The following is a 22896-nucleotide window of genomic DNA, read 5'->3' as shown; positions in this document are numbered from 1 at the left end:
CTACGTTTCGTAGGGATGTTTCCAGTCAGCTCGGTAGGGGCGTTTGAGTAGGTTGGTGGCTTCGGCATCTCCCACCACCACCTTCTTCTGAGGGTCGTATACCAAGGGTCGCTCCAGCTGCATGGATAGGTTGGCCAGTATGCAGCTTGCGGTGGAGATGTGTCCTTCTTCGATATCCGCTACCGGTCGGCCGCCTTCTTCTATCGCTTTGAGGAAATCCATCATATGCAGGCGGGTAGCGGGAGCGGCGTTTAACTCGATATCTGCTTCGGTGATATCTTCCGGGTATTTTTCCCGCTCGTACACCACATCTCCTCTTACGGCCTCTCCCTGTCCATGGGGGATAAAATCGTAGCGCATGGTACTGCCCTTTAAGGTTCCTTTATCTCCATAAAGCACAAAGGACCAAGGGTACTCCGGATCGGCAGGGGTTCCCCAAGAGCGGTGCTGCCATACGCAGTTCAGTTCGTCGTATTCAAAGGTAGCGGTTTGCGTGTCCGCAATGGTGGATCGCCCGCCTTTTTGCACGTAAATGCCACCACTTGCGTTGATTCGCTTGGGCCAGCCCAGATCCAGCATCCAGCGCACCGTATCAAACATATGCACACACATGTCACCGGTGATACCATTGCCGTATTCCATCATGGTACGCCACCATCGCTTGTGGGGCAGACCGGTATAGGGCAATAAGGGCGCTGGGCCGGTCCACAGGTCGTAGTCAAAAAAATCCGGAACCGGTTCCACCTCGGGGCTTCCGTTGGCCCGCATGTGATAGTAGCAGCACATGTCTACATGGGATATTTTCCCCAGCATGCCCGAATCCACAAATCGTTTTTTTGCTTCGATCAAATGGGGCGTACTCTTGCGCTGCGTTCCCACCTGCACCACTTTGTTGTACTTGCGCGCGGCGGCTACCATGGCTTCTCCCTCCAGCACGTCCACGCTGATCGGCTTTTGCACATATACGTGGGCACCGGCTTTCAGGGAGTCTATCGCCTGCAGGGCATGCCAATGATCCGGACTGCCGATCACCACGATGTCCAGCCTGTTTTCCGCCAGCAACTTGCGGTAGTCGGAATAGGTTTTCGGAGTCTTCCCAGAGGCCTGCCTTTTGCTGACCAGTTCCGCGGCATCCTTTAGCATGTTGGCATCCGGGTCGCACAGTGCCACTACATCCACTGAAGCCACTTGTATCAGTCGAAACAGGTCACTCTTTCCATACCAGCCGGCACCGATCAGGCCCACCCGGTAGGTCTTGGCGGCTACTGGAGACGTAAAGGCACTGGCCCCTACGCTGTTAAGGGCAAGAAGAGCGGTGGAACCTTTGATAAAATGGCGACGGTCAATTGGAGGAGGGGTCATGGGTTATTTTTTTGGGGTTAAAAAGAGAAAATGGCCACGGGGCTTTCTTTTATCCAATCAATATTACCGATAAAAACAGTAAAACTAAAATTTGCCGACATTTAAAGACCCATCGAAAATCCAGACCAAAACTCTAAAATGGAGATAAGGATGTTGATTCCCAGCAGGAAACCCAGGAAGGGAGCCACCGTCCTTCGGGTACTTTTTTCTTCGTCTCGTTCGATTATTTCTTTTTTCTGAATCGCTGCCAGTGGTATTTGGATCCGATCTCCCCAATTTTCGACGCTCTCCGCTGCGCTCTCGGAATACACCGGTACGGCCTGCTTAACCGGTTTGTAATAGTGACGCCCGCTGACCAGGGACGTGAAAGCCATGCAGACCCTCCATGTCCAACAACTATTGATTCTGGTATGCATGTAAAGAACCGGTTTATAATGGGTTTGTTGGGTAATTTTTTAGATAAGTTGATATAATATTTTCAAAATATCAATTTTAACGAATAGTTTTCTGTAATATTCTGGCTAGGATTTTCGGGAGCCACCAGTCCTGCTTGCAGGGAAGCGTGAATGTGGTATATTTAACCCCAAATCGGCCACTCTTTTTTGTATTCTTTCAGATAAATGAAGGGAGTTCGATAGTGAGTGCATTGAAACATCAATTTAAGTAACTAGAATAATGCGATTGGTTTGGCATGTAATGTTCATTTTTATGATGGCGGTAGGAACGGCCTATGCGCAGCCCAAGCCGCAGGTCTTTCTGCTGACCGATATCGGAGGGGATACCGATGACGAGCAAAGCTTGACCCGATTTCTCTATTATGCGGATCAATTGGATATAAAGGCGCTCTGTGCTACAAGCCGCTTGGGGCATGGGCAGGATACCAAACCCGAGCTGATTCGTGCCCATGTGCAGGCCTATCGGGAGGTATACCCCAATTTGCGGCTGCATTCGCAGGAGTACCCTTCGCCGGATTACCTCGAGTCCATCATCAAGGACGGACGGGGAAACCAACAGCAGGTGGGGGAGGGCTTTGATTCGGAGGCTTCGGATTACCTGATCCAAGTGGTTGACGAATCCACGGACCTGGTCCACATTCCCGTTTGGGGTGGGCTCCGGGAGCTTGCACAGGCCCTGTGGAAGGTAAAGAACACCCGGAGCGAGTCCGAATTAGCGGCATTTTGCGAAAAACTTCTTGTGCACGCCATCGGCGATCAGGACGGCCACAGGCAGTGGATTCTACAACATTTCAAACAGCTTCCCTTTATTGCCAATGGGTTTGCCTGGCAGGGCAGTACCGGAATACGGGAGTTGTCTGCCTTTAGAGGGATGTACATGACAGGGGACATCAGCATGCAGGATGGGGACTGGGTACGAGCTAATATCCATGGGAATGGCCCGCTGAGCGATCGGTATCAGCTTCATGGCCACGGCACCAATGGGATGAAGGAGGGGGATAGCCCATCTTTCTTGGGGTTGATAGCCAATGGCCTGAATGTTCCGGAAAAACCCGAGTGGGGTGGCTGGGGCGGCAGGTACCGGCAGATAACGCAACGGCTTTTCATCGATGCCCCTGATTTTATGGGCGGTAAACTCAATGAGCGGCATACGGTGGCGAGGTGGCGTATGGCCTTTCAGCGGGACTTTGCAGCGAGGGTACAGTGGGCCACGGAGTCCGTAGAAAACTGCAACCACCCTCCCCAGGTGGTAGTCAACGGGGTAGCGGGGACTTTGCCGATTTTTATACAGGCGCGACCCGGCGAAATGATTGACATGGATGCGTCGGCAAGTACCGACCCGGATGGGCATGCATTGGATTTTCGTTGGTTTGTGTATGAGGAAATCTACAAACCTGCAATGCCCGTCCCTTTCCAAATGGAAGCCAATGCCCAAAAGGTTCGGTTTGCATTTCCCGATATGTCCGAGGGAGAAGAGCTGCATCTGATCCTAGAAGTGACCGACCGGGGAACGCCGGCAATCACCCGCTATAGGAGGATGGTTCTGACCGCAGACACCGACTAGGTGTACTCCTGGACTCGAAGCATTCAATGCCTATGGCTTATACCTTGTACGGTAAGCGACAGTAGGTTTCTTGGGAGAAAAGTGAAAACACCCCGGAGTGTCCTTGATCCAAGGGGCAGGAATCCTCCAGGGTGCGTTGGTTTTTCAGCGTGTCGGGCGCTACTTATGCGTCATAGAATCCAAAAAAGTCCCTGGCATTTCGATAGCAGATGTCTTCCACCAGCTGTCCCAGCCAGGCTTCGTCCGCAGGAAGTTCCCCGTTTACCACGTCTTTGCCGATCAGGTTGCAGAGAATCCTTCGGAAGTATTCGTGCCTGGGAAAGGAGAGGAAGCTTCGGGAGTCTGTCAGCATACCCACAAAGCAGCTTAGAATTCCCATATGGGAGAGGGCGTTCAGCTGTTTTTCCATGCCATCTTTCTGATCCAGGTACCACCATCCCGAGCCAAACTGTACCTTTCCCTTCACTGATCCGTCGTTGAAGTTGCCCACCATGGTGGCCATCACTTCGTTGTCGGAGGGGTTCAGGTTATACAGGATCGTTTTGGCGAGCTGATCGCTGTTATCCAGGTTGTTCATGAATTTGGCCAAGGCGACTGCTTGGGTAAAATCGCCGATGGAATCAAATCCGGTATCGGGTCCCAATACTCGCAGCATGCGCTCGTTGGTGTTTCGCAGGGCGCCCAGGTGGTACTGTTGGGTCCATCCCTTGGCGTGGTACATCTTTGCCAGCGCCGTCAGCGTCTCGAACTTAAAGTAGGCGATTTCTTCTATGGAAAGTGCCTTGCCGGCCATTACCGAGGCAAAGAGCGTTTCGATAGGGTATTTTCCCTGTGGGAAGAAGTACAGTTGCTCCAGCCCATGGTCGGAAAGCCGGCCGCCATTTTCGTGGAAGTACGCCACGCGGTTTTCCAAGGCCGCCAATAGGTCTTCGAAAGACCCGATTCCGATACCGCTTACCGCTTCCAGTTTTCGCACATAGGCTTGGTAGTCCGCCGGATTTTCAACGGCATAGGCCTTATCCGGCCTGAATGCCGGAAGCAATTTCAGGGCAATCCCCTCCTTTTTGGCCTGTTGGTGGTATTCCAAGCTATCGGTGGGGTCGTCGGTGGTGCAGACCACTTCCACGTTCATCTTGTTCAGCAGTCCCCTGACACGATAGTCCTCTTCCTGCAGTTGGTAGGAAGCCGATTCGTAGATTTCCGGACCGGTTTCGGCGGTCAGTAGTTTGTCTACCCCGAAGTACCGCTGAAGCTCTAGGTGGGTCCAGTGATATAGGGGGTTGCGCATGGTATAGGGCACGGTTTCAGCCCATTTTTGGAATTTTTCCTGGTCGGTGGATTCGCCGGTGATGAATTTTTCGGGCACTCCCAGGGTCCGCATGGCACGCCACTTGTAATGGTCGCCCGCCAACCATACCTCCGAGATGTTTTTAAACTGCCGGTTGACGGCTATGTCGTGAGGCGAAAGGTGGCAATGATAGTCGATGATGGGCATTTTGGCAGCATGCCCGTGATAGAGTTTTTTTGCAAAATCCGATTGGAGTAGAAAATCCTCGGACAGAAAGGTGCCGGTCTTGGGCTTCAGTATGTGTTCCATGTGTTCGCGTTGTGAGACAGTAATCCCTGCATTGGTAGCCTAGCGGGACTAGGCAATCGATTGCACAAAGTACGGATTTTTTTTCCAATAAAGGGATGCAGCTTCCGTAATTCTGGGTATTTATTGCGTAAGCGAGTGAAAGGGTTGTGCGAGCGATGGGTGATGGTGGTAGGCATTTCCGTGATTTATCGGATCCGGCCTGATTTCGGCGGAGTACGTCCCCCATTTTTTTTTCCGGATGTAGGTCAGGAGCTGTGGAAGGGGGGTGCTGCTTGCCCGAAGGCAGGTTGCGAAGCGGTTTGGCTTTTGGTTATTCCTGGAAAAAGATTAGGTAATCCTGCGTTATAATTACGATTTTTAGCGCAAATTACTTATATGGAAAAGAGAAAGCCTGATTAAAATCCATAGGCTTGCAGATCAGTGATTTTGACCTATTGATTGGATGTACAGCAATACAAAAAGACCTAATAATGGTGACAGAAAATTTGAAAGAGTTTTAAAGAATCTCTGGTATCCAGATTGAAAACTGGGTAAAAAGATAAAAAGCAACTTTCGCTAACATCAGCTTGGAAGACAGCGGGCGGTTCCAAGTAAATTGACAGTTTACTATCTTTAATAGGTTAGGAGTAGGTTGGAAGAGAACGGATTCGAAAGCCCGCCGTCTCCAAGCTGAATCCCCACTGTAACTTGAATGGGGGCTGAATGGTTTGAAATGGATGGAGGACTATTGGGTGACCAATAGAGAGGCACTCCGATACCCTGACGCAGTCAGGGGGCAGCCATCAATTAAGCGTTAGCGAATCGCGGATTCCGCTAAAGATAATAGGAATCATCCGCAAACTACCTTGCGTTGCACATCTGGGAAACAATTAGGCGGTGAGAGGGCAGGAAAAACGGGGACAATGATCCCTTTGGTTGAGTACTGATGGAGCGGAATGAAAGCCGAAAGGTGCTGACGATAGCTAGTATGAACGAGTGATGAGGCTACTGTAATGCGGCAGCATTCACGAACCCCGCTAAGATTTATGAAAACAGTACGTAGACCCCTCTTCGTGAACCAATTGCCCAATATTCGAACGGGCATCGTAAATACTGTTTCTTAAGGATGAGATAAATGCATATTCAAATTATAAACAGATTAAAAGTAATTTAATAAGCTATGCAACTATTTAAGATAATTTTTATATTGATAGCAGTGTCAATGTTTTCAAGTTGTGTGTCTAAATATTCAATTTTAAATCAAAATTATGAAACTAATAAAGTTTCCCTATCTGGCAACGTGTCAGGGCTTAATATTATTGATAAAAGGTCGAATATCACAGATGAGAAAATAAAAATACCTGTGATTTCTTTTCCAGGTCAATTTGATAAAGTTTCGCCTATCTTGTCCGAAGAACATAATCAGTTGATTAAAAATCAGATAAGGTCTTATTTCACAAACAGCGAAGAAGAAATTAAAGTTAATTGTTATATATTGATTGGATATCAAGAGTTTTCTGCTCATACGTTTCATGAGAGAGAATATGTTCAGTTTGATACAAAAATTGAGTTATTAAATGAGAAGGATAATGTTATAAGGTTTTGTTCATCAACTGCTTTTTTTGAGGTTAAATCATCAGATGCTAGTAATGACTATATTGATGAAATTTATAAAAAGGCAATCAGAACATCCGTATATAAATGCTTTGAGAAATTGGATGAATAAGAGTTACACCGAAGTGGAGCGCGGCGGAATTTCGGGGTCAGCCTGCACTTCGATAGGTTATGTGATCTGGTGGTTAGAAGCTTCGCGGGGTGCCCAGTAGACGCATCTTTCGGGATTGAAAAGTGCCGGTGGTCCTTCTTGTCGGAAAAATCACAGATGGATTTTCCCATCACTCGGTTTTTGTCCTTGTCCAAAAGCCCCATAAAGTATGGGTTAGGAGCGATTAGAAAATTTGCTTTTAGTCCAATAGTAGACCCTTACATCCAGAAAATGGGGCAATCAGAGGAGATACTCTCCTGCTTGGCCGTGAAGGACCATCGTATCTGAGTTGTTTTTTTTCGTTTACCCAATGAATGATTTTTATTTGTGGTAATTTAGCCAGAAATTAGGTAATTCACACTCCAAGATGATGTCAGTCCTACTTCGTGTATAGTAAACCTCCTGCCGGACACTAGCTATGCCCAAGGCCATTAAAAAAACACCAATGGATGCAAAAGGCGTAAACGCGCAAATAAAATTGCTTGAAGACAAATTGAAAGCGTCTGAACAGCGGTGTTTTTTGTTGGAGTCTCAATTAAATTTAAGTAATCAGAACTATCGGTATCTTTTTAATAACCTTGGAGATGAAGTCCATAAATGGAAGTTGGTACGAGACGAGAATGGCGAAATTGTCACCTGGGAATTGGTAGATGCAAATCCTGCGGCCCTAAAGTCCTGGGATAAAACGAAAGAAGAAGTCATCGGCAAGACTACCAATGAAATTTTCAAGTATGACGCGACGACTCAATTCATGCGGAGAATACAACTGGCCTTCAAAACCAATAAGCCCATCAAGTGGGTTGAATACTTCGAACCGACTGATCAATTCCTGAGCATGACAACTACTCCGATGGGAGAATACTTTGTCTCTATGGGAAATGATATCACAGAGTCGAAACGAAAGGATCGACAACTGGAATTGCTGCGTCAGGCCATCGATAATTCATTAAATGGATTTTTTATATTGAATTGCGAAAGAAAGATCATCTATATCAATAAATCTTTCGGTAGGATGTTTGGCTATGATCGTGCCGAAGAAATAGTCGGTACTTCGCTGGATCCCCACTTGGTGGATCCGATGGTGAGGAACCGCATGGTAGATGAACTTAGAAGGAACGGAGAGTCCATATTGGAGTTTAAAGCTAAACGAAAAGATGGAAGCCAATTTGATATATTAATGCACGCACGCATTGCCTATGATGAAGTCGGAAATGAAATTTACCCCACTTCATTTATAGATATCACGAAGCGAAAGGAGGCGGAAGAAGCGTTATGGGAAAGTGAGCAAAAGTTTAAGGCCCTATTCCAGCATGCCAGCGTAGCAAAGGTTTTAGCAGATGATGATGGGAATTATCAAGATGCAAATGAAAAGGCCTGCGATCTTCTCGGATATTCCTACGAGGAGCTAACTTCCATATCGGAATCCGCGGTGATAAAAATAGAGAAGGATCCAATCTGCCTCAATAGCAAGTTGAAAGAAAATGATAGTAAGGAGGAAGAGGAAGCAGGGGAGATTGAAGTTAAACGAAAGGATGGAGAAATAAGAATCGTAGAGTACTATATAAAGCGAATAGGTAAAAATCTCAATTTAACTACGTTAATCGATGTAACCGATAAAAGAAAAACCGAACGGGAAAGGAAGGAAGCTGAGCAAAAAATCAAGGAAATAACCAATTCTGTTCCCGGAACTATCTATCAGTTTAGATTAAATAATGACGGCACCTACGCTATGCCATTCATCAGTGATCGATCTCAAGACCTCTTAGGGTATACCAAAGAAAAATTGCAAGATGTTGATTTTCTCTTTTCCTGTATCCATCCTGATGACTATGAAAAAACGATACATTCTATTTTTAAGGCTAATTATGACGATTCGTATTGGACTGCTGAGTTCAGGGCTATAAATAAAAGTGGCCATACGGTGTGGATTAAGGGATTTTCACATGGTGTTCAAGATGACCAACGAAATATCGTTCACAGTGGTGTGCTTTTAGACATTACTGCGCAAAAAAATATTGAGTATGAACTAGGAATAAGTCAAAGAAGGTACCTTAATATCGCTAATAATTTACCTGGAATTGTGTTACGGTACAAGATTTACCCAAATGGTACCGATGAGCTACTTTATATAAGTAATGGTTCAAGTGAATTATTTGAAGTTTCACCGGAAGAGGCTCTGTCCAACAATCAATTGTTATGGGACAGAGTTCATAAAGATGACCTGAAAGAATATGCCGCTACCATACAGGCGTCGGCAAAAGACCTTTGTCTATGGAAATTTAGACATCGTCTTCAATTCCCTGATGGTAGAGTAAAATGGGTGGATATGCGGGGAGTGCCTTCATTGCAAATTGACGGTAGCGTAATTTGGGACTCCATAGGATTGGATATAACACAACAAAGAATAGCGGAGCTGGAGCTGGAAAAGCTTAATAGAGGCCTAGAGAAATTGGTTGAGGAGCGAGCCAAAAAAGCCATAGAGCTTTCAAAAGAATTGGAATTGTATTGGCTGGCAGCGGAACATTCCAAATCGGGTGTCTGGCGCTATGATATCATAAACAAGTCCTTGGCGTGGGATGCTATTATGTATGACCTTTATGGTCTTGATAAAAATAGCTTTTCCGGAGCTTATGAGGCTTGGGAGTCAAGTCTTCATCCCCAAGATAAGGAAAGGGTAGTCAAAGAGTTAAATGAAGCAATTGAAAAAAACAACGAGTTTGATTCTTTGTTTCGGGTAGTTCGGCACACAACGGGTGATATATCCCATATTAGAGCCAAAGGAAAACTGGCGTATGACGATAAGGGAAATCCCATAGAAATTTATGGGACCAATTGGGATGTGTCCAGGGAAATGAAATTGGCAGATGAACGAGAAAAGGCCCTCAACACCCTAAAGGAAGCGCAAACGCAATTGATTCAATCCGAAAAAATGGCTTCACTAGGGGTGTTGACTGCAGGCGTAGCACATGAATTAAATAATCCGCTAAACTATATTGTAGGTGGTTATACGGCTATATTGCAGGATTTCGAATCGAAGGAAGCGTGCAACAAGAAAGAATTAAAAGAATATTTAAGTTGGATTAAAACCGGAGCTGATAGGGCAATTGGTATTGTTAAAAGTCTTAGCCTATTTTGCAGAACCGATAAGGAAAGAGAGGAAGATTGCGATCTTCACCAGGTAATTGACGATTGTCTATTAATGCTGCATAACAAGACTAAGGATAGGATAGAGATTGTAAAAAAGTTTACCGAATCGTCAGTCTCTATACGAGGTAATGATGGAAAGCTTCATCAAGCAATTCTAAATCTGTTAGCAAATGCTATTGATGCCATTGATACTGAAGGTAAAATTATAATCGAAACACGTTTAAGCAACGGTTTCGTTCATATAACTATTGAAGATAATGGCTGTGGGATTGAAGATAAGTATCTTGGTGTTATAGCCGATCCTTTTTTTACCACAAAACCACCTGGCAAGGGCACAGGATTAGGCTTGTCAATTGCCAATTCGATAATCCGCGAGCATGAGGGACAATTGTTGTTTTCCTCAAAGGTAAATGAAGGTTCAGTCTTTAGTATTAAAGTCCCCAAATCAAAAAACGTATGAATGCAACCAGAAAAGTCCTATGTGTGGATGACGAGCCGATCAACCTATTAATCTTAAAAAAAATCCTAGGCACTGAGTATCTGGTTTATACAGCTGAAAATGCACTTTTGGGCTTAGAGATTCTAAATCAAGAACCGGACCTGAAATTTGTTATTACCGATATGAGAATGCCCGGAATGGATGGGCTTGAGTTTATTGGTGAGGCTTCAAAAAGGTTTAAAGACAAAAGGTTTTTCATGCTCTCCGGGTTTGAAATTGATGAAAAGATTCAAGCGGCATTGGATTCAGGGTTAATAAGCCAATATTTTATGAAGCCAGCAAATTTTGATGAAATTCACAGAGCGCTGCAGGAACGATAGGTAAACTGGTTTCCAGTACCCTTTTGATTGATCTTTCCACCTCGTTAAATAGGAATGGGATTGGAACTGACTTATGGCGATCATGCGGGGCTAATTTTAATGTCTGCCCTTGTAAGCCCACTTGATGGGACCTTAAAATCTCCCCAAGTGGGCTTATCCAATTAATTCCCATCTACATATTGCTCCACGATTTCCAGGAGTTTGTGAAAGATTTCGGTGTTTTCGTATACGCCCTGAAAGCTGTCGGCGTGGGGCCCATAGGCAAATACAGGCACGAGGATTCCGGTATGGTCTTGGGTGGAAAACTCCAGTTCTACCTGCCCTTTTTCAATATTTCCCTGTGGTAGGGTGATGCCACCGGTTTCGTGGTCGGCCGTGATGATTACCAGGGTTTCCCCATTTTCGTCTGCAAATCGTAAGGCTTCGGCTACAGCCTCATCGAAATCGATCCCTTCCTCTATCACCATTTCAGGATCGTTGGCATGTCCACCTGAGTCGATATAGGCTCCTTCTACCATTAGAAAGAAAGGAAGATCTTTCTTGGAAAGGAAGGATACGGATGCGCCTAAGGCCGTCTTCAGGAAGCCTTTTCGCCCTTGAGATACCTTCGGCAAATGATGATTTGAGGCGAAATACCCAACCCGTTGACCGGGATTTTCCGCCACGTCATCCAAGCGATGGACCAGTTGAAATCCTGCCTTTTCCAAGTTTTCCAGTTCGGGGTTTCCATAGCGTAAAAAATCACTTTTTCCTCCTCCAATAAAGAGATTGAGTGGGCTTTTGGGGAGGTCACTGGCGATTTCCTGGATGAGATCCCTTTCTGTCCGATGTGCATAGAACGCCCCTGGCGTGGCTCCCGTTACGTTATCTGTCGTAACGATGCCCGTTTGAAACCGATAGCGTTGCAGGTACTCCGGCAGGTTTTGTGCCGGAGATCCGTCAGGCAGAGCCCCCACGCTTCTGTTTTTGACTTTTTGTCCGGAGGCCAGTGCGGTCCCCGCCGCCGCTGAGTCGGTGGTGAAATCATCGGCAGATTGGGTTTTGATCAGTCCTACATGGCGTAGCGTGGCCAGGCTCAGTTGGTTTTGATTGGCATACATTGCAGCGGCAAAGGGTGCGAGGCCGAATCCATCTCCGATCAGCAGGATTACGTTCTTTACGGGCGCTTGGATGCCGTCGGTTGCAAAAGTGGGTGTGTAAATTTCTCGAACGTTGGGGCTAATGTAAAGGCGGTTTTCCAAGGTGGAGAGGTATTCCCGGGCCTGGAAGGGCATATCGGTGTTGATATAATCCACTCCAAGCTCTTTGAGGGCTTTCCATGCGGTTTTGCTGTCGGGGGTAGCCCAGAAGCGGAAGGGTTTTCCGAAGGAATGTGCCACAGCAATGGCCTTTAGGAGGTTTTCTTCGTGTTCGTCAATGAGGCGGCCCTTGCCGTTCCAGTCTGAAAAGCCCCGAAAACTCAGGCTAAAAAGTGCGATTTTTTCCAGTGGCAGGTTGGCCGTTTCGGTGATACTTTGATAGTCAAATAAAATGTGATCAGGGTATTTTTGGTAATCCTGCGGTTTGGGTCTATTTCCGGAAATGACCGCGGTGGCCATGGCTTTCTGTCCGTTTATACCGAAAATTTCCGGATACTCTTCGAGCTGCTCCTGTATGATTTTTAGGGTGGAATAAGCCTCGGTTTTGATGTCGATAAGTAGTTGAAAAGGTTTCCGTTGTTGAATGTGGAGTGCGTATGCTTGGCGAATCGGTTCCAAGTAAAGGCTTCTTAGGGTCCGCTCCTTTGAAATACTTTCTTTTTCATGAGCCACGTATAGTTCGCCGTCCATCAGGATGACATCTGCTTCAATGGATTCCAGACCGTTTGCATAGGCTTCCCAAAAGGGTGCATTCCGGATATAGTCGTTGTGGCTGTGGATTTTTGTTTCTCCCTGTGCAAGTCCCGTCAGACCGGACAGAAAGAGGTGTATTATCAGAAGACTATCGCGTGTCAATACGTGCAACATAGCAAGGAGATTCGATCAGAAATACGGCGGCCCGCTGCCACGCAGCAGGCCGCCGTGGTTTAAATGTACGTTTATTTAATTGATTTTTGAAGCTTCAAATTCGGAAGCGACCTGCTGAGGGGATAGGGCATAGTCGTAGATGACGATTTTTCTATACGCTGCACCTAGTCGGTCTCCGTAGGTTCCGGTACCATCTTGGTTGATGTAAATGGGGTTATCATTGTCCAGATTGGTTTGGGTCATGGGTCGTTCGGCACTTAGTTGCCCGTCCACGTAAATGGCAGCAGTGCCTGCACGGTCTAGCACACAGGTTACAAAATGCCATTGGCCTGTCATCCAAGGGGTTCCGCCTTCACCCTCACTCGGCTCGGCAAAATCCACCTTTCCTACGCCGGCTTCCCCTGCCACGAGCCGAAGGTTACCGCGTCGGTAAGCCAACACCCAGCCGGTGTTGTTCGAGCTGTTCCAGTTCATGGTGCCGATCATGGCCGGGTCGCTTACATTGTGGTCTGAACGGAACCAAAAGCTGAAGGAAAAGCTCCGATTATTGCCAAATTTCAGGTAGCTGGCATTTTCCAGTTGCAAGCAGGAAATCTCGTTTGGCTTGAAGGTGGCAATGATGCCGCCATTTTGGGGTGCGGGTGCAAGGCTAGCCACATTGATGGTGGTGGTCTTGACTTCCGTGATGGAACCATCCGCGCGCTTAAAGCTCACTGGAGAGGGCACATCGTCACTTACCAGGTAGGTAAAGGACTTCATGGAGGGATAGTCAAAACCTTTCACTCCCCGATCATTGAAATATACGTGAAAGAGGAGTGGAGAGCTTTGGGCAAACGGCACGTTTAGGTCTGCTACCGGGTGGGAAAAGCTGGCACTTGTACCGTTTACCTGTAAAGTCTCCAACAGTTCGCGCTTTAACAGACTCACTACTTCAATGCGTTCGATTTCGTAGGTGGACTCGATGTCGAGTTCCACGTTCATATTGCTTCGGTAGAAATCCTGAAACTCGTTATAGGGGCGGTCGTCGTTTCCGGTGTAGGGTGCTCCCGTTCGTGGGTTGATGTGAGAGAAGGTTATTTCCTCGCCTAACAAGCGGTCATCCACGGTGATGCTGTCATCTGACTGACAGCTGCTGAAAATGGCTATCACCGCAAGCAGAATCAAGTTGATATATTTCTTCATACGTTTTGGTTTAAAGCGCACAAGCCTTTGAGTGATTTCACTCTGTGGCTTGTGCTTTGGGTGATTTTAAGGGTTACCAACCTTGGTTTTGAGGAATTCCAGAAACAGCGATGGTATTGGGCGGGATAGGCCAAACATGGTGGATCTCCGGGTTGAACGTCCTGCCAGGCCACACTTCGTAGACCTCAAAGTCGGAATCGGGGTCGGTTTTATTGAAATGATTTCTGCCCGTGGCTGGTTTAGCGTAGGCCTCTCTTGCATCACCCCATCGGATCAGGTCAAGATGCCGATCGGCATATTCAGCGGCAAATTCCACCCTTCGTTCCTGCTTAAGGTCTTCCAAGGTAGCGTTCGTTTTGGGCGCCAATCCTGCCCGCTGCCGCACTTGGTTAAGTGGGGCGTCGCCATTTTGGTTTTGCATGATCAAGGCTTCTGACTTCATCAGCAGGATTTCGGCAAATCGGATCAGCGGGATATTCAAGTTGGTGGTCACGTAGTTTCCATTCGGATTCAAATGTACCTCTTCGGGGAACCGGTAAGGGTGCATGTATTTGTTGATCTGCAGACCGGTCCACGAGTTCCCGGAGTAATACCGTCGGGGATTGCCCAAGAACATGAACTCATCACCAAACTCAAGCAATGTAGCCTGTTTACGGTGATCGCCTTCTTCAAAGGCATTGTATAGTTCCAGCGTTGCCGAAAAGGTACCCCAACCGTTGTAGAGGCCCCATCCGGTATTTTCAAGCATCACACCGGGTAGAATCTGTCCGCGCTCGTTGCTGGATACGGAAGAGAACACATATTCGGAAGAGAAATTGTTGTCTACATAGAACACACTCGCAAAATCCTCTGCGGGATTGCCCGTATTGATCAATGCCCGTCCGGTAGGGGAGTTTATGACCAAATCAGCGTAAGTTACCACACTGGCCCATTTGCTGGCATCGTGATTTGCCCAATACAAGTAGGTTTTGGCAAGGAAGGCATGTGCGGCATCCTTGTGGGCCCTGCCGAGGTCAGTGTTGGAATACGTCGTAAAATAAGGTAGCAACTCAGCAGCCCGAAGCAGATCGGATTCAATTTGACGGAAGTTATCTACGATACTGGCGGGTCGTGTAAATGAAAGGTCTTCCATGTTTTCCTCCGTTACGATCGGAATGCCCGCACGGTGATCGGCAAATCGAGGGGCAAGCCAGAAATAGGTATGGCCGCGCATAAAATAAGCCTCGCCCAGCACCCGGTTTTTGACGCTTTCCGGAATATTCATGGTAGGCACATAGCGGATAATATTGTTTGCCCGCTGAATGACCGTGTATAGACGCGGATAAATATTCGCCATCCGCCCTTCTTGACCGGTGGCCTGGAAATTGCGAATAGCCGCTGCAGCTGCGTCGGTTCTTCCTTGCATGATGTCATCCGAGGCAGCAATCAGGTACATCAGTCCACGACCGAAGAGGTGGTCGTCGTCCCAGTGTTGGTAGAGGCCATTGACGGCCGTAATGGCATCTTCTTCAGAAGACCAGAAGTTGCCGGAAGTGGGACTGCCCAAGGGGGTGAGTTCCGTAAAGGTGTCGCTGCACGCACTGAGCATGCCAGCCAACACCAAGAAAGGTATGAGAATCTTTTTCATAATTGTTTTCGAATGCCTGCTTAGAAGTTGAGATTAAATCCAGCTGAGAAAGTTCTGGGAACGGGGAAGGTACCGTTGTCGATCACGGCTCCGGAACCCACCTCTGGATCGATGCCGGAATAGGGAGAAAAGGTCACCAGATTTTCGGCCGAGAGATAGAATCGCACATCTGCGCCGTTTCTGACCCGGCTCATGAGGTTTCCTGGCACGGTGTAGCCAAGGGTCAGGTTCCTTACCCTGAAGTAGTCCCCTTTTTCCAAATACCAGTCGGACGGCTGTCCAAAGTTTCCGTTAGGATCTTGGGTGGAGAGTACTGGAATTGTTGCATTGGGATTGTTGGGTGTCCAAGCTTCCAGTACCCTTCGGTCTAGGTTGTACCCTTGAAGGCCGGCATTGTAAGCGGTATGCTTGTAACCGTTGAACAGCATCACACCGCCAACTCCCTGACCAAAGATGGAGAGATCGAAGTTTTTGTATTCCAGGTTCAAGTTCAGCCCGTAGGTGAAGTCCGGCATGGCATTGCCCATAAATACCCGGTCGTCGTCTGAGATCCTACCATCCCCATTCACATCCCTGAAAATCAAGTCTCCAGGCCTTGCATTGGGTTGGATCTTCGTTCCATTGGCATTTACGTAGGCTTCGATCTGTGCTTGGTTTTGAAAGATGCCATCGTGAGGGATCAAATGATAAGCATACAAAGGCTGTCCGGGTTCACTTCTAAACGGCCGTACTGTGCCCCTCAGATCGTTTCCGTGTACGATGAAGTCGTTGGTAAACTCATCCAAGTCTAATAGCTCATTGTAAATCGTGGAGAAGTTCCCGTTTACCCGGTAGCGGAGCTGTCCGATTTCGCCGTGGTAGGAGGTGCTTAATTCGATGCCTTTGTTCAGCACGGTTCCCACATTGGAAAGGGCACCTGTAGGTACACCTGAGTGGGGGTCTGGGGCATTTCTCAAGATAAGGCCTCGCGTGTATTTTTCGTAATATTCTGCGGTGAATGTCAGCCTATTGCCCAAAAATGCCGCATCCAAGCCTATATTGGCGGTTTCGGAACGCTCCCAACGCAGGTTGGAGTTCGACATTTCATTTAACGAAACGTGCCGGTTGCGGGTGCCGGGTTCACCCAGAATTACATTGTTGCCCGAAGCCAGTGGGATGTTAAATGCATACAGACCAACAGAGGAGATATTGCCTATTTGCCCCCAAGAGCCTCTTAGTTTTAACAGGTTGACCAGAGAGGAATTAAAGAAGCGCTCCGAGGAGATCTTCCAAGAACCGGAAACGGCCGGGAAAAAGTCGGTTTTGGTGTTGGCATGCAGCCTGGAGGTTTGATCTCTCCGCACGCTTCCCATAAAGAAATAGCGGTCGTCAAAGTCATAGGTTACCCGTCCGATGGCAGATGTCAGCGCATCTTCGTTGCCATAGGCATCCGGCACCCGGAGGATGGTCGTTGCGTTGCCAGCATATTGGAACCAATCGTCTTCCCGGTCAAAATCCTGCACTTGAAAGCTGAAGGCCTCCTCTTTTCGGAATTGCGCGGTATATACCGCCGTGACACCTAGGTTGTGCTTGTCAAAGGACTTGTTATAATTCAACTGCTGATCCCATATCCAACGATTGCTGCTTCCCGATCCTTGGTTTAGGAAGTTCATATTGCTGGGCCTTCCGATTTCCGGCGCTCTGGGGCTGAAATTTTTATCGCTCCAGTTCCAAAGGTCTATTGAAAAGCTGGACTTAAAGGTTAAGTTCTCCATTAGATCGTACTCGGCATAGGCAATGGCATTGACGTTAGTCCGAGGATTTGCAACCGTTGGACGCAGCAATAGGGATACCGGGTTGTAGGTGTCTCCATAGGCTCCTGCAAACTGCGAAAGCTCAAAAGGAACGGTTCCATGAAACTGTCCAAATTCATCGTACACAGGTGCTGCAGGGTTCATGTAAATCGCATTGATGATTGCGCCGCTGTAGCTACTACTGGTATTCACACCTCTGGAAGTGGAGTGGTTGAAGTACACATTTTGCCCTACTCGGAATTTATCCGTTACGTCATACTCTGATTTTAAACGGAATGAAAACAGCTCGTAGTTGGTGTTGAGCAAAATTCCCTCTTTGTTATGGTAGCCAAAGGATGTGCTGAACCTGCCTCGATCGCTTCCGCCGCTGAGTTGGATGTTCGCATTGGTGATGGCCCCGGTACGGAAGATCTCATCCATCCATACCGTTCGGGTTACCTGGCTCCAGGGATTAAGCAAGGGATCGTGGGCGGCTTGAGGCACCGCTCCGGCATGTGCCGCTGCTGACCGGTACGCTGAGGCATATTCTTCGGCATTTAAGGCTTCCGGCGTTTTATACGCAGATTGCATCCCTTGGTAGAAGTCTACACTGACTTTGGGCGCGCCGCTTTTGCCACTCTTGGTGGTGATTACGATTACACCGGAAGCGGCTTGTGCACCGTAAATGGCCGCCGCTGCCGCATCCTTTAGGACCACCATGCTTTCGATGTCGTTGGGGTTTATTCTGCCTCCGTAATAGGGCATTCCGTCCACTACATACAAAGGAGATTCATCGCCAAAAGTGCCCACACCCCTGATTACCACGCGGGGCGTAGATCCGGGTTCGCCGGAACCAGCTACGACAGTTACACCGGCGATTTGTCCTTGTAGCATGTCCTGCACACTGGAAATGGGCCTATTGACCGTCGCCTGCACGTCTTCGAGTTGCCCGATCGACGTGGTCAGGTCAGCGCGTCGGCTGGTACCGTAGCCAACGACCACTACTTCACCTAGCTGCCCTATATCCGCCTTGAGCGATACATTGATCACGGACTGATTGCCCACGGAGATTTCCTGTGATTCAAGGCCAACAAAGGAATATACCAGTACAGCGTTTTCTCCGGAAACCGTCACGGCGTAATTGCCATCGATGTCGGTGGCGGTTCCCGTTCCCGTACCTTTCACCAAAACCGATACCCCGGGGATGGGGCTATTGTCCTCCTGCGAGACAACGGTTCCTCTGACGGTCCTGGTCTGTGCTTGCGCAAGGGCAGCGATGCAGATCAATAAGACCGTGATTAAGTAATACTTTTTCTTCATACGAAAATTAGTTAGATGTTGCTTCGATAAAATTACAGAATGGGAAAGCGGAAAAGGTGGAGGAATCTTGCAAGAAGGTGGGCAAATCTTTCAAATACTTCTCCTAAAATGACCAAAAAGGGAGACGAATCTTTCAGTAACAATGGCGTAATCATTAGATAAACCTTCCGTAACGAAAATGCCCGTTTGGAAATGGTGGGTTTTTTGGGTTATTTTTGATAAAAAAATTCATCAAATCGAGCATGAAGCAAGCAACACACACTGGGATGCCCCGATAGCTATCGGGGCAAACATGCGAGATTCCATGTGACCTTTGAAAAAACAATTATAGACACATGAAATCGAGCACGACGCAAGCGACACACGGAGGGACAATTGTAATTCGTGCGAGATTCCATATGACCGCTAAAGAACAAATTATAAACAGATGAAATACCCAAAAATTTCCGGGTTGATTGCGGCCACGTTCACCCCGTATGGATCTTCCGGCGAACTGAACCTCGCAGCAATTCCGCCACTGATAGATCGCCTGCGGTCTGATGGAGTCAGCGGGGCATTCATTGCAGGTACCACCGGTGAAAGCGCTTCCTTGCTGCTGTCTGAAAAGCTGCACTTATTGGAAGCCTACGCACCTCACAATGAGGACCGGTTCAAGGTGCTGTTGATGTTGTCCGGTACGAGTCAGCGGGAAGCAATTACCCTAGCCAAGGCCGCCCGCGAACAAGGAATCTACGGTACCGCTGTTACTGCCCCCTATTATTTTAGGCCTTCCCATGTAGGCCAATTGATCGAATACCTGCTGCCTATCGCCGAAGCAGCCGGTGACCTGCCCCTTTATTTCTACCATATCCCGCTACTGACGAGGGTAGAATTGCCCATGTTGGAACTACTCGAGCAGGCTAGTGAGCGAATCCCCAATTTTGCCGGGATCAAGTATACCCACAATGACCTGATGGAGTTTAACCGGTGTCTCCGCTTTGAGGGAGGAAGGTACGATGTGCTTTGGGGCTGGGACGAGTTGTTTTTGGCGGGGCTATCCATGGGGGCAAAGGGTGCGGTAGGCAGTACCTATAATTTTGCGGCCCCACTGTACCTAAAGATACAGGACGCTTACGCAAAGGGGGATATGGATACGGCCCTGCGCTTGCAGGAAAAGTCCATTGATTTTATTGCGCTGTACGGAAAGTACGGTGGACCGGCTGCAGGAAAGGCTATTTTAGGATTGTGTGGCTTTGATTTTGGGCAGTTTCGCGCCCCTGTCGTATCTTTGAGCAAAGCGCAAAGGTTGGAGCTTGAAAAGGAACTCCGTCAGGTGGGTTTTTTTGAAGCGCTAAGTGGAACCCATAATTTACCGGTAGGTAACTGATATCGTATGACAAGACTATACATGGTTTTTCTTATTCTTGCTTGCTTGTTGGCAGGTGTTGGTTGCAAAGATAATACAGCCTATTTGGAGACTGAGAAGGCCGTATGGCAAATGAAGCGCATTCCGATTATTCAGGGACGCTTGACCACGGTGGGTGAACTGGAGGTTGATCCTTCGATTTCCGGCGAACTGGAGCAGCTTCGCCTGACGTTCACCTCCCAAACACCCCTGGAACGGGTGGTTTTGCTGGAAAAAATCGGTGAGGAACTCAAGGAAGTATTTTCCGACCGATCCATTTCCGGACCACTGTCCATTCCACTTTCCGGTAACAAGCAGGAAAACGTCCGGTCTTTTTTGCTACAGGTGCAGCCCTCTACGGATGCCTCCCTGTTGGGAAAAATACAGGTAAAAGTTGATTTTCTGGAGTGGGGAGGGGAGAAGGCGGTTCCAAGTGCCGCAGACACCATGTCCGAATGGCGACTGGCGAAAGCCCTGCGCCACCATGGAGACGATGGGGTGCATTCGTTTCGCATCCCCGGTTTGACGACTACTAAAAGGGGAACCTTGCTTGCCGTGTACGATATGCGTTGGGAGCGGTCCAACGACTTGCAAGGCCATGTGGATGTTGGTCTTAGCCGAAGTACCGACGGAGGGGAGACTTGGGAGCCTATGAAGACGATTATCGATATGGGCGAATGGGGTGGCTTGCCCCAAGATCAAAATGGCGTGGGTGATCCGGCCATTCTAGTCGATGAACAAACAGGTACCATCTGGGTAGTGGCCCTTTGGATGCATGGCAAACCTGCCGAGGCCGCTTGGAACAGTTCGCAGCCAGGTATAAAACCCGAGGAAACGGGCCAATTGGTGATGGTGAAGTCTGAGGATGACGGCATCACCTGGTCTGAACCGGTAAATTTGACCTCATCGCTAAAGGATCCCTCGTGGCACCTGTTTTTGGCGGGCCCCGGTGCAGGCATTACCCTGCGCGACGGCACGCTCGTGTTTGCAGGTCAGTATAAGGATGCGGATAAGGTGCCTCACAGTACCATAATATATAGTAAAGACCACGGAAATACCTGGCATATGGGAAAAGGAGCCCGTAGCCACACCACCGAAGCTCAGGTAGTCGAGTTGCACGACGGAGCCATTATGTTAAACATGCGCGATGATCGGGGAGGTTCACGTGCAGTGATGGTAAGCAAGGACTTGGGCGAAACATGGGAAGAGCATGTTTCCCACCGCAGTGCATTGGTCGAGCCCATTTGCATGGCGAGTATCATTGCCAATCCCTATGCACAAGATTCTCCGATATTCTTCTTTTCCAATCCCAATACCACAGACGGCAGGTATAATATCACCATTAAAAGCAGCTTTGACGAAGGCAAGACCTGGCCCGAGACCAATCAGCTGCTGTTGGATGAGGGAGTCGGGTGGGGGTATACCTGCCTGACCGTGATAGACGAAGACCATCTTGGCATCCTCTATGAAAGCAGTCAGGCAAACATGACCTTTCAGGTAGTTCCCATTAATGAGCTGATCCGATAATGGAAGGAATAAGGGAATTGGGCAAGCTGTACAAGACGGCCTTACTGGAAGATGTTATTCCGTTTTGGGACAGGTATTCGCCGGATGAGGCTTATGGGGGTTATTTCACCTGCCTGCAGCGGGATGGTCAGGTGTTTGACACGGATAAGTTTTTGTGGCTACAGGGTAGGCAGGCCTGGACTTATTCCATGCTGTATCGGAAGGTAGCAACGAATGAAAATTGGTTACTACAGGCCAAGCTGGGCGTAGATTTCCTCAAGAAGCACGGAATGGACCGTGACGGTCATTTCTATTTTTCCCTTACCCGTGAAGGGGCTCCCTTGGTGCAGCCCTATAATGTTTTTTCAGATTGCTTTGCGGCCATGGCATTTAGCCAGTTTGGTCTGGCGGCGGGAGACGAGGAAAGCCTTGACTTGGCCAAGCGCACCTTTGCACAGATCCTTTCCCGTCAAGACAATCCGAAGGGAAAATATAGCAAAACATATCCCGGCACCCGACCTTTGAAAGGTTTTTCCCTGCCGATGATCCTAAGCAATTTGTGCCTAGAGCTGGAACCTCTGCTGGACCCCCATTTGGTAGAAGATACCTTGGCCAAATGCGAATACGAGGTGATGGAGGTGTTTTTGGATCGAGAGCAGCTTTTGGTCTATGAAAACCTGTATACCGACGGTCGTAAAAGTGACAGCTTTGAAGGTAGGTTGATCAATCCGGGACATGGCATCGAAGCCATGTGGTTTATGATGGATTTGGCTGTTCGCAAGAAAGATACGGTGCTGATAAAAAGGGCCGTGGACGTGACCATTAGCCTCGTTGAATACGGGTGGGATTCGGAATTTGAAGGAATTTTCTACTTTAAGGATGTCAAGGGATATCCTCCTCAGCAGTTGGAGTGGGATCAAAAACTTTGGTGGGTGCATTTGGAAGCGCTGGTAGCCTTGGCAAAGGGGTATCAGCTTACCGGGGACAGGCGGTGTGCCGAGTGGTTTTTGCGGATTCATGCATATTGTTGGAAGCATTTTGCCGATCCGGAATATGGAGAGTGGTTTGGTTACCTTGACCGGCGGGGAAATCCCTTGCTGACCCTCAAAGGAGGCAAGTGGAAGGGTTGTTTCCATGTGCCCAGGGCCATGTATCAGGTTTGGCAGACATTGGAAAAGGCTAAGTGATTTCCTTGTCGAACCTAAAACGATGGAGGTTTCCCGTCAGTTTGTTAAGGTACATAATCCTAACGTCTCACATCTAATGTCTTAGAACTTCCGTTTAATCCCGTCATTGCGAGCGACGTAGGAGCGTGGCAATCTCCAAACCAGAGCATAAGGAGATTGCTTCGTTACAGCCCGTCATTGCGAGCGACGTAGGAGCGAAGCAATCTCCAAACCAGGGCTCAAGG

The 22896-nt window shown here is 48.2% G+C and carries 14 protein-coding genes; 7 read left to right on the top strand and 7 right to left on the bottom strand.

The window, feature by feature from the left end:
- Both IAQ59_RS02110 and IAQ59_RS02105 read right to left on the bottom strand, forming a co-directional pair.
- Entirely contained in the window at positions 1–1362 is a 1362-nt protein-coding gene (locus tag IAQ59_RS02110; RefSeq protein ID WP_209329133.1) for a Gfo/Idh/MocA family protein, read from the bottom strand.
- 101 nt (positions 1363–1463) lie between these two features.
- The gene (locus IAQ59_RS02105) at positions 1464–1778 is read right to left on the bottom strand and encodes a hypothetical protein (RefSeq protein ID WP_209329132.1); all 315 of its coding nucleotides are present in this window, start codon (positions 1776–1778) and stop codon (positions 1464–1466) included.
- A gap of 292 nt (positions 1779–2070) precedes the next feature.
- On the opposite strand from IAQ59_RS02105, the gene IAQ59_RS02100 reads away from it, so the two are divergent.
- A complete protein-coding gene (locus IAQ59_RS02100; RefSeq protein WP_245189380.1) occupies positions 2071–3381 on the top strand; it encodes a DUF1593 domain-containing protein in 1311 nt (436 codons plus the stop codon).
- A 163-nt stretch (positions 3382–3544) separates the two neighbouring features.
- Here the strand turns inward: IAQ59_RS02100 and uxaC are convergent, their stop codons facing one another.
- The gene (uxaC, locus tag IAQ59_RS02095) at positions 3545–4978 is read right to left on the bottom strand and encodes a glucuronate isomerase (protein ID WP_209329130.1); all 1434 of its coding nucleotides are present in this window, start codon (positions 4976–4978) and stop codon (positions 3545–3547) included.
- A gap of 1159 nt (positions 4979–6137) precedes the next feature.
- On the opposite strand from uxaC, the gene IAQ59_RS02090 reads away from it, so the two are divergent.
- The 3 genes from IAQ59_RS02090 (at position 6138) to IAQ59_RS02080 (ending at position 10688) form a co-directional block, all read left to right on the top strand.
- Positions 6138–6683: a hypothetical protein gene (locus IAQ59_RS02090; RefSeq protein WP_209329129.1), complete on the top strand. Its 546-nt coding sequence runs from the start codon at positions 6138–6140 to the stop codon at positions 6681–6683.
- 457 nt (positions 6684–7140) lie between these two features.
- On the top strand, positions 7141–10329 hold the full coding sequence (locus IAQ59_RS02085; RefSeq protein ID WP_209329128.1) for a PAS domain S-box protein: 3189 nt from the start codon (positions 7141–7143) through the stop codon (positions 10327–10329).
- Positions 10326–10688 (top strand): response regulator, encoded by a 363-nt coding sequence (locus tag IAQ59_RS02080; protein WP_209329127.1) that lies wholly within the window; start codon positions 10326–10328, stop codon positions 10686–10688. Before IAQ59_RS02085 ends, IAQ59_RS02080 begins: the two co-directional genes overlap by 4 nt.
- Positions 10689–10849: 161 nt before the next feature.
- Here IAQ59_RS02080 and IAQ59_RS02075 read toward each other — a convergent pair whose 3' ends face one another.
- The 4 genes from IAQ59_RS02075 to IAQ59_RS02060 all read right to left on the bottom strand — a co-directional run bounded on the left by IAQ59_RS02075 (position 10850) and on the right by IAQ59_RS02060 (position 18595).
- Positions 10850–12694 (bottom strand): alkaline phosphatase, encoded by a 1845-nt coding sequence (locus IAQ59_RS02075; RefSeq protein WP_209329126.1) that lies wholly within the window; start codon positions 12692–12694, stop codon positions 10850–10852.
- Positions 12695–12769: 75 nt separating this feature from the next.
- The gene (locus IAQ59_RS02070) at positions 12770–13876 is read right to left on the bottom strand and encodes a LamG domain-containing protein (RefSeq protein WP_209329125.1); all 1107 of its coding nucleotides are present in this window, start codon (positions 13874–13876) and stop codon (positions 12770–12772) included.
- 73 nt (positions 13877–13949) lie between these two features.
- Positions 13950–15503, bottom strand: a complete 1554-nt coding sequence (locus IAQ59_RS02065) for a RagB/SusD family nutrient uptake outer membrane protein (RefSeq protein ID WP_209329124.1) — start codon at positions 15501–15503, stop codon at positions 13950–13952.
- A 20-nt stretch (positions 15504–15523) separates the two neighbouring features.
- Entirely contained in the window at positions 15524–18595 is a 3072-nt protein-coding gene (locus IAQ59_RS02060; protein WP_245189379.1) for a SusC/RagA family TonB-linked outer membrane protein, read from the bottom strand.
- Between the two features lie 427 nt (positions 18596–19022).
- On the opposite strand from IAQ59_RS02060, the gene IAQ59_RS02055 reads away from it, so the two are divergent.
- Genes IAQ59_RS02055 through IAQ59_RS02045 form a run of 3 tightly spaced genes read left to right on the top strand, consistent with a single transcriptional unit; the run spans position 19023 to position 22672 of the window.
- On the top strand, positions 19023–19961 hold the full coding sequence (locus IAQ59_RS02055) for a dihydrodipicolinate synthase family protein (protein ID WP_209329123.1): 939 nt from the start codon (positions 19023–19025) through the stop codon (positions 19959–19961).
- 6 nt (positions 19962–19967) lie between these two features.
- Positions 19968–21506, top strand: coding sequence for a sialidase family protein (locus tag IAQ59_RS02050; protein WP_245189378.1), 1539 nt, complete (start codon positions 19968–19970; stop codon positions 21504–21506).
- Complete coding sequence (locus IAQ59_RS02045; RefSeq protein WP_209329122.1) at positions 21506–22672, top strand: n-acyl-d-glucosamine 2-epimerase; 1167 nt, start codon at positions 21506–21508, stop codon at positions 22670–22672. The genes IAQ59_RS02050 and IAQ59_RS02045 overlap by 1 nt, the downstream gene beginning before the upstream one ends.
- Positions 22673–22896 lie beyond the last annotated feature (224 nt).

Origin of the sequence: Lunatimonas salinarum, assembly GCF_017811155.1 — a bacterium.
GTDB lineage: Bacteria > Bacteroidota > Bacteroidia > Cytophagales > Cyclobacteriaceae > Lunatimonas > Lunatimonas salinarum.
This window is presented reverse-complemented; position numbering and strand designations above follow the sequence as displayed.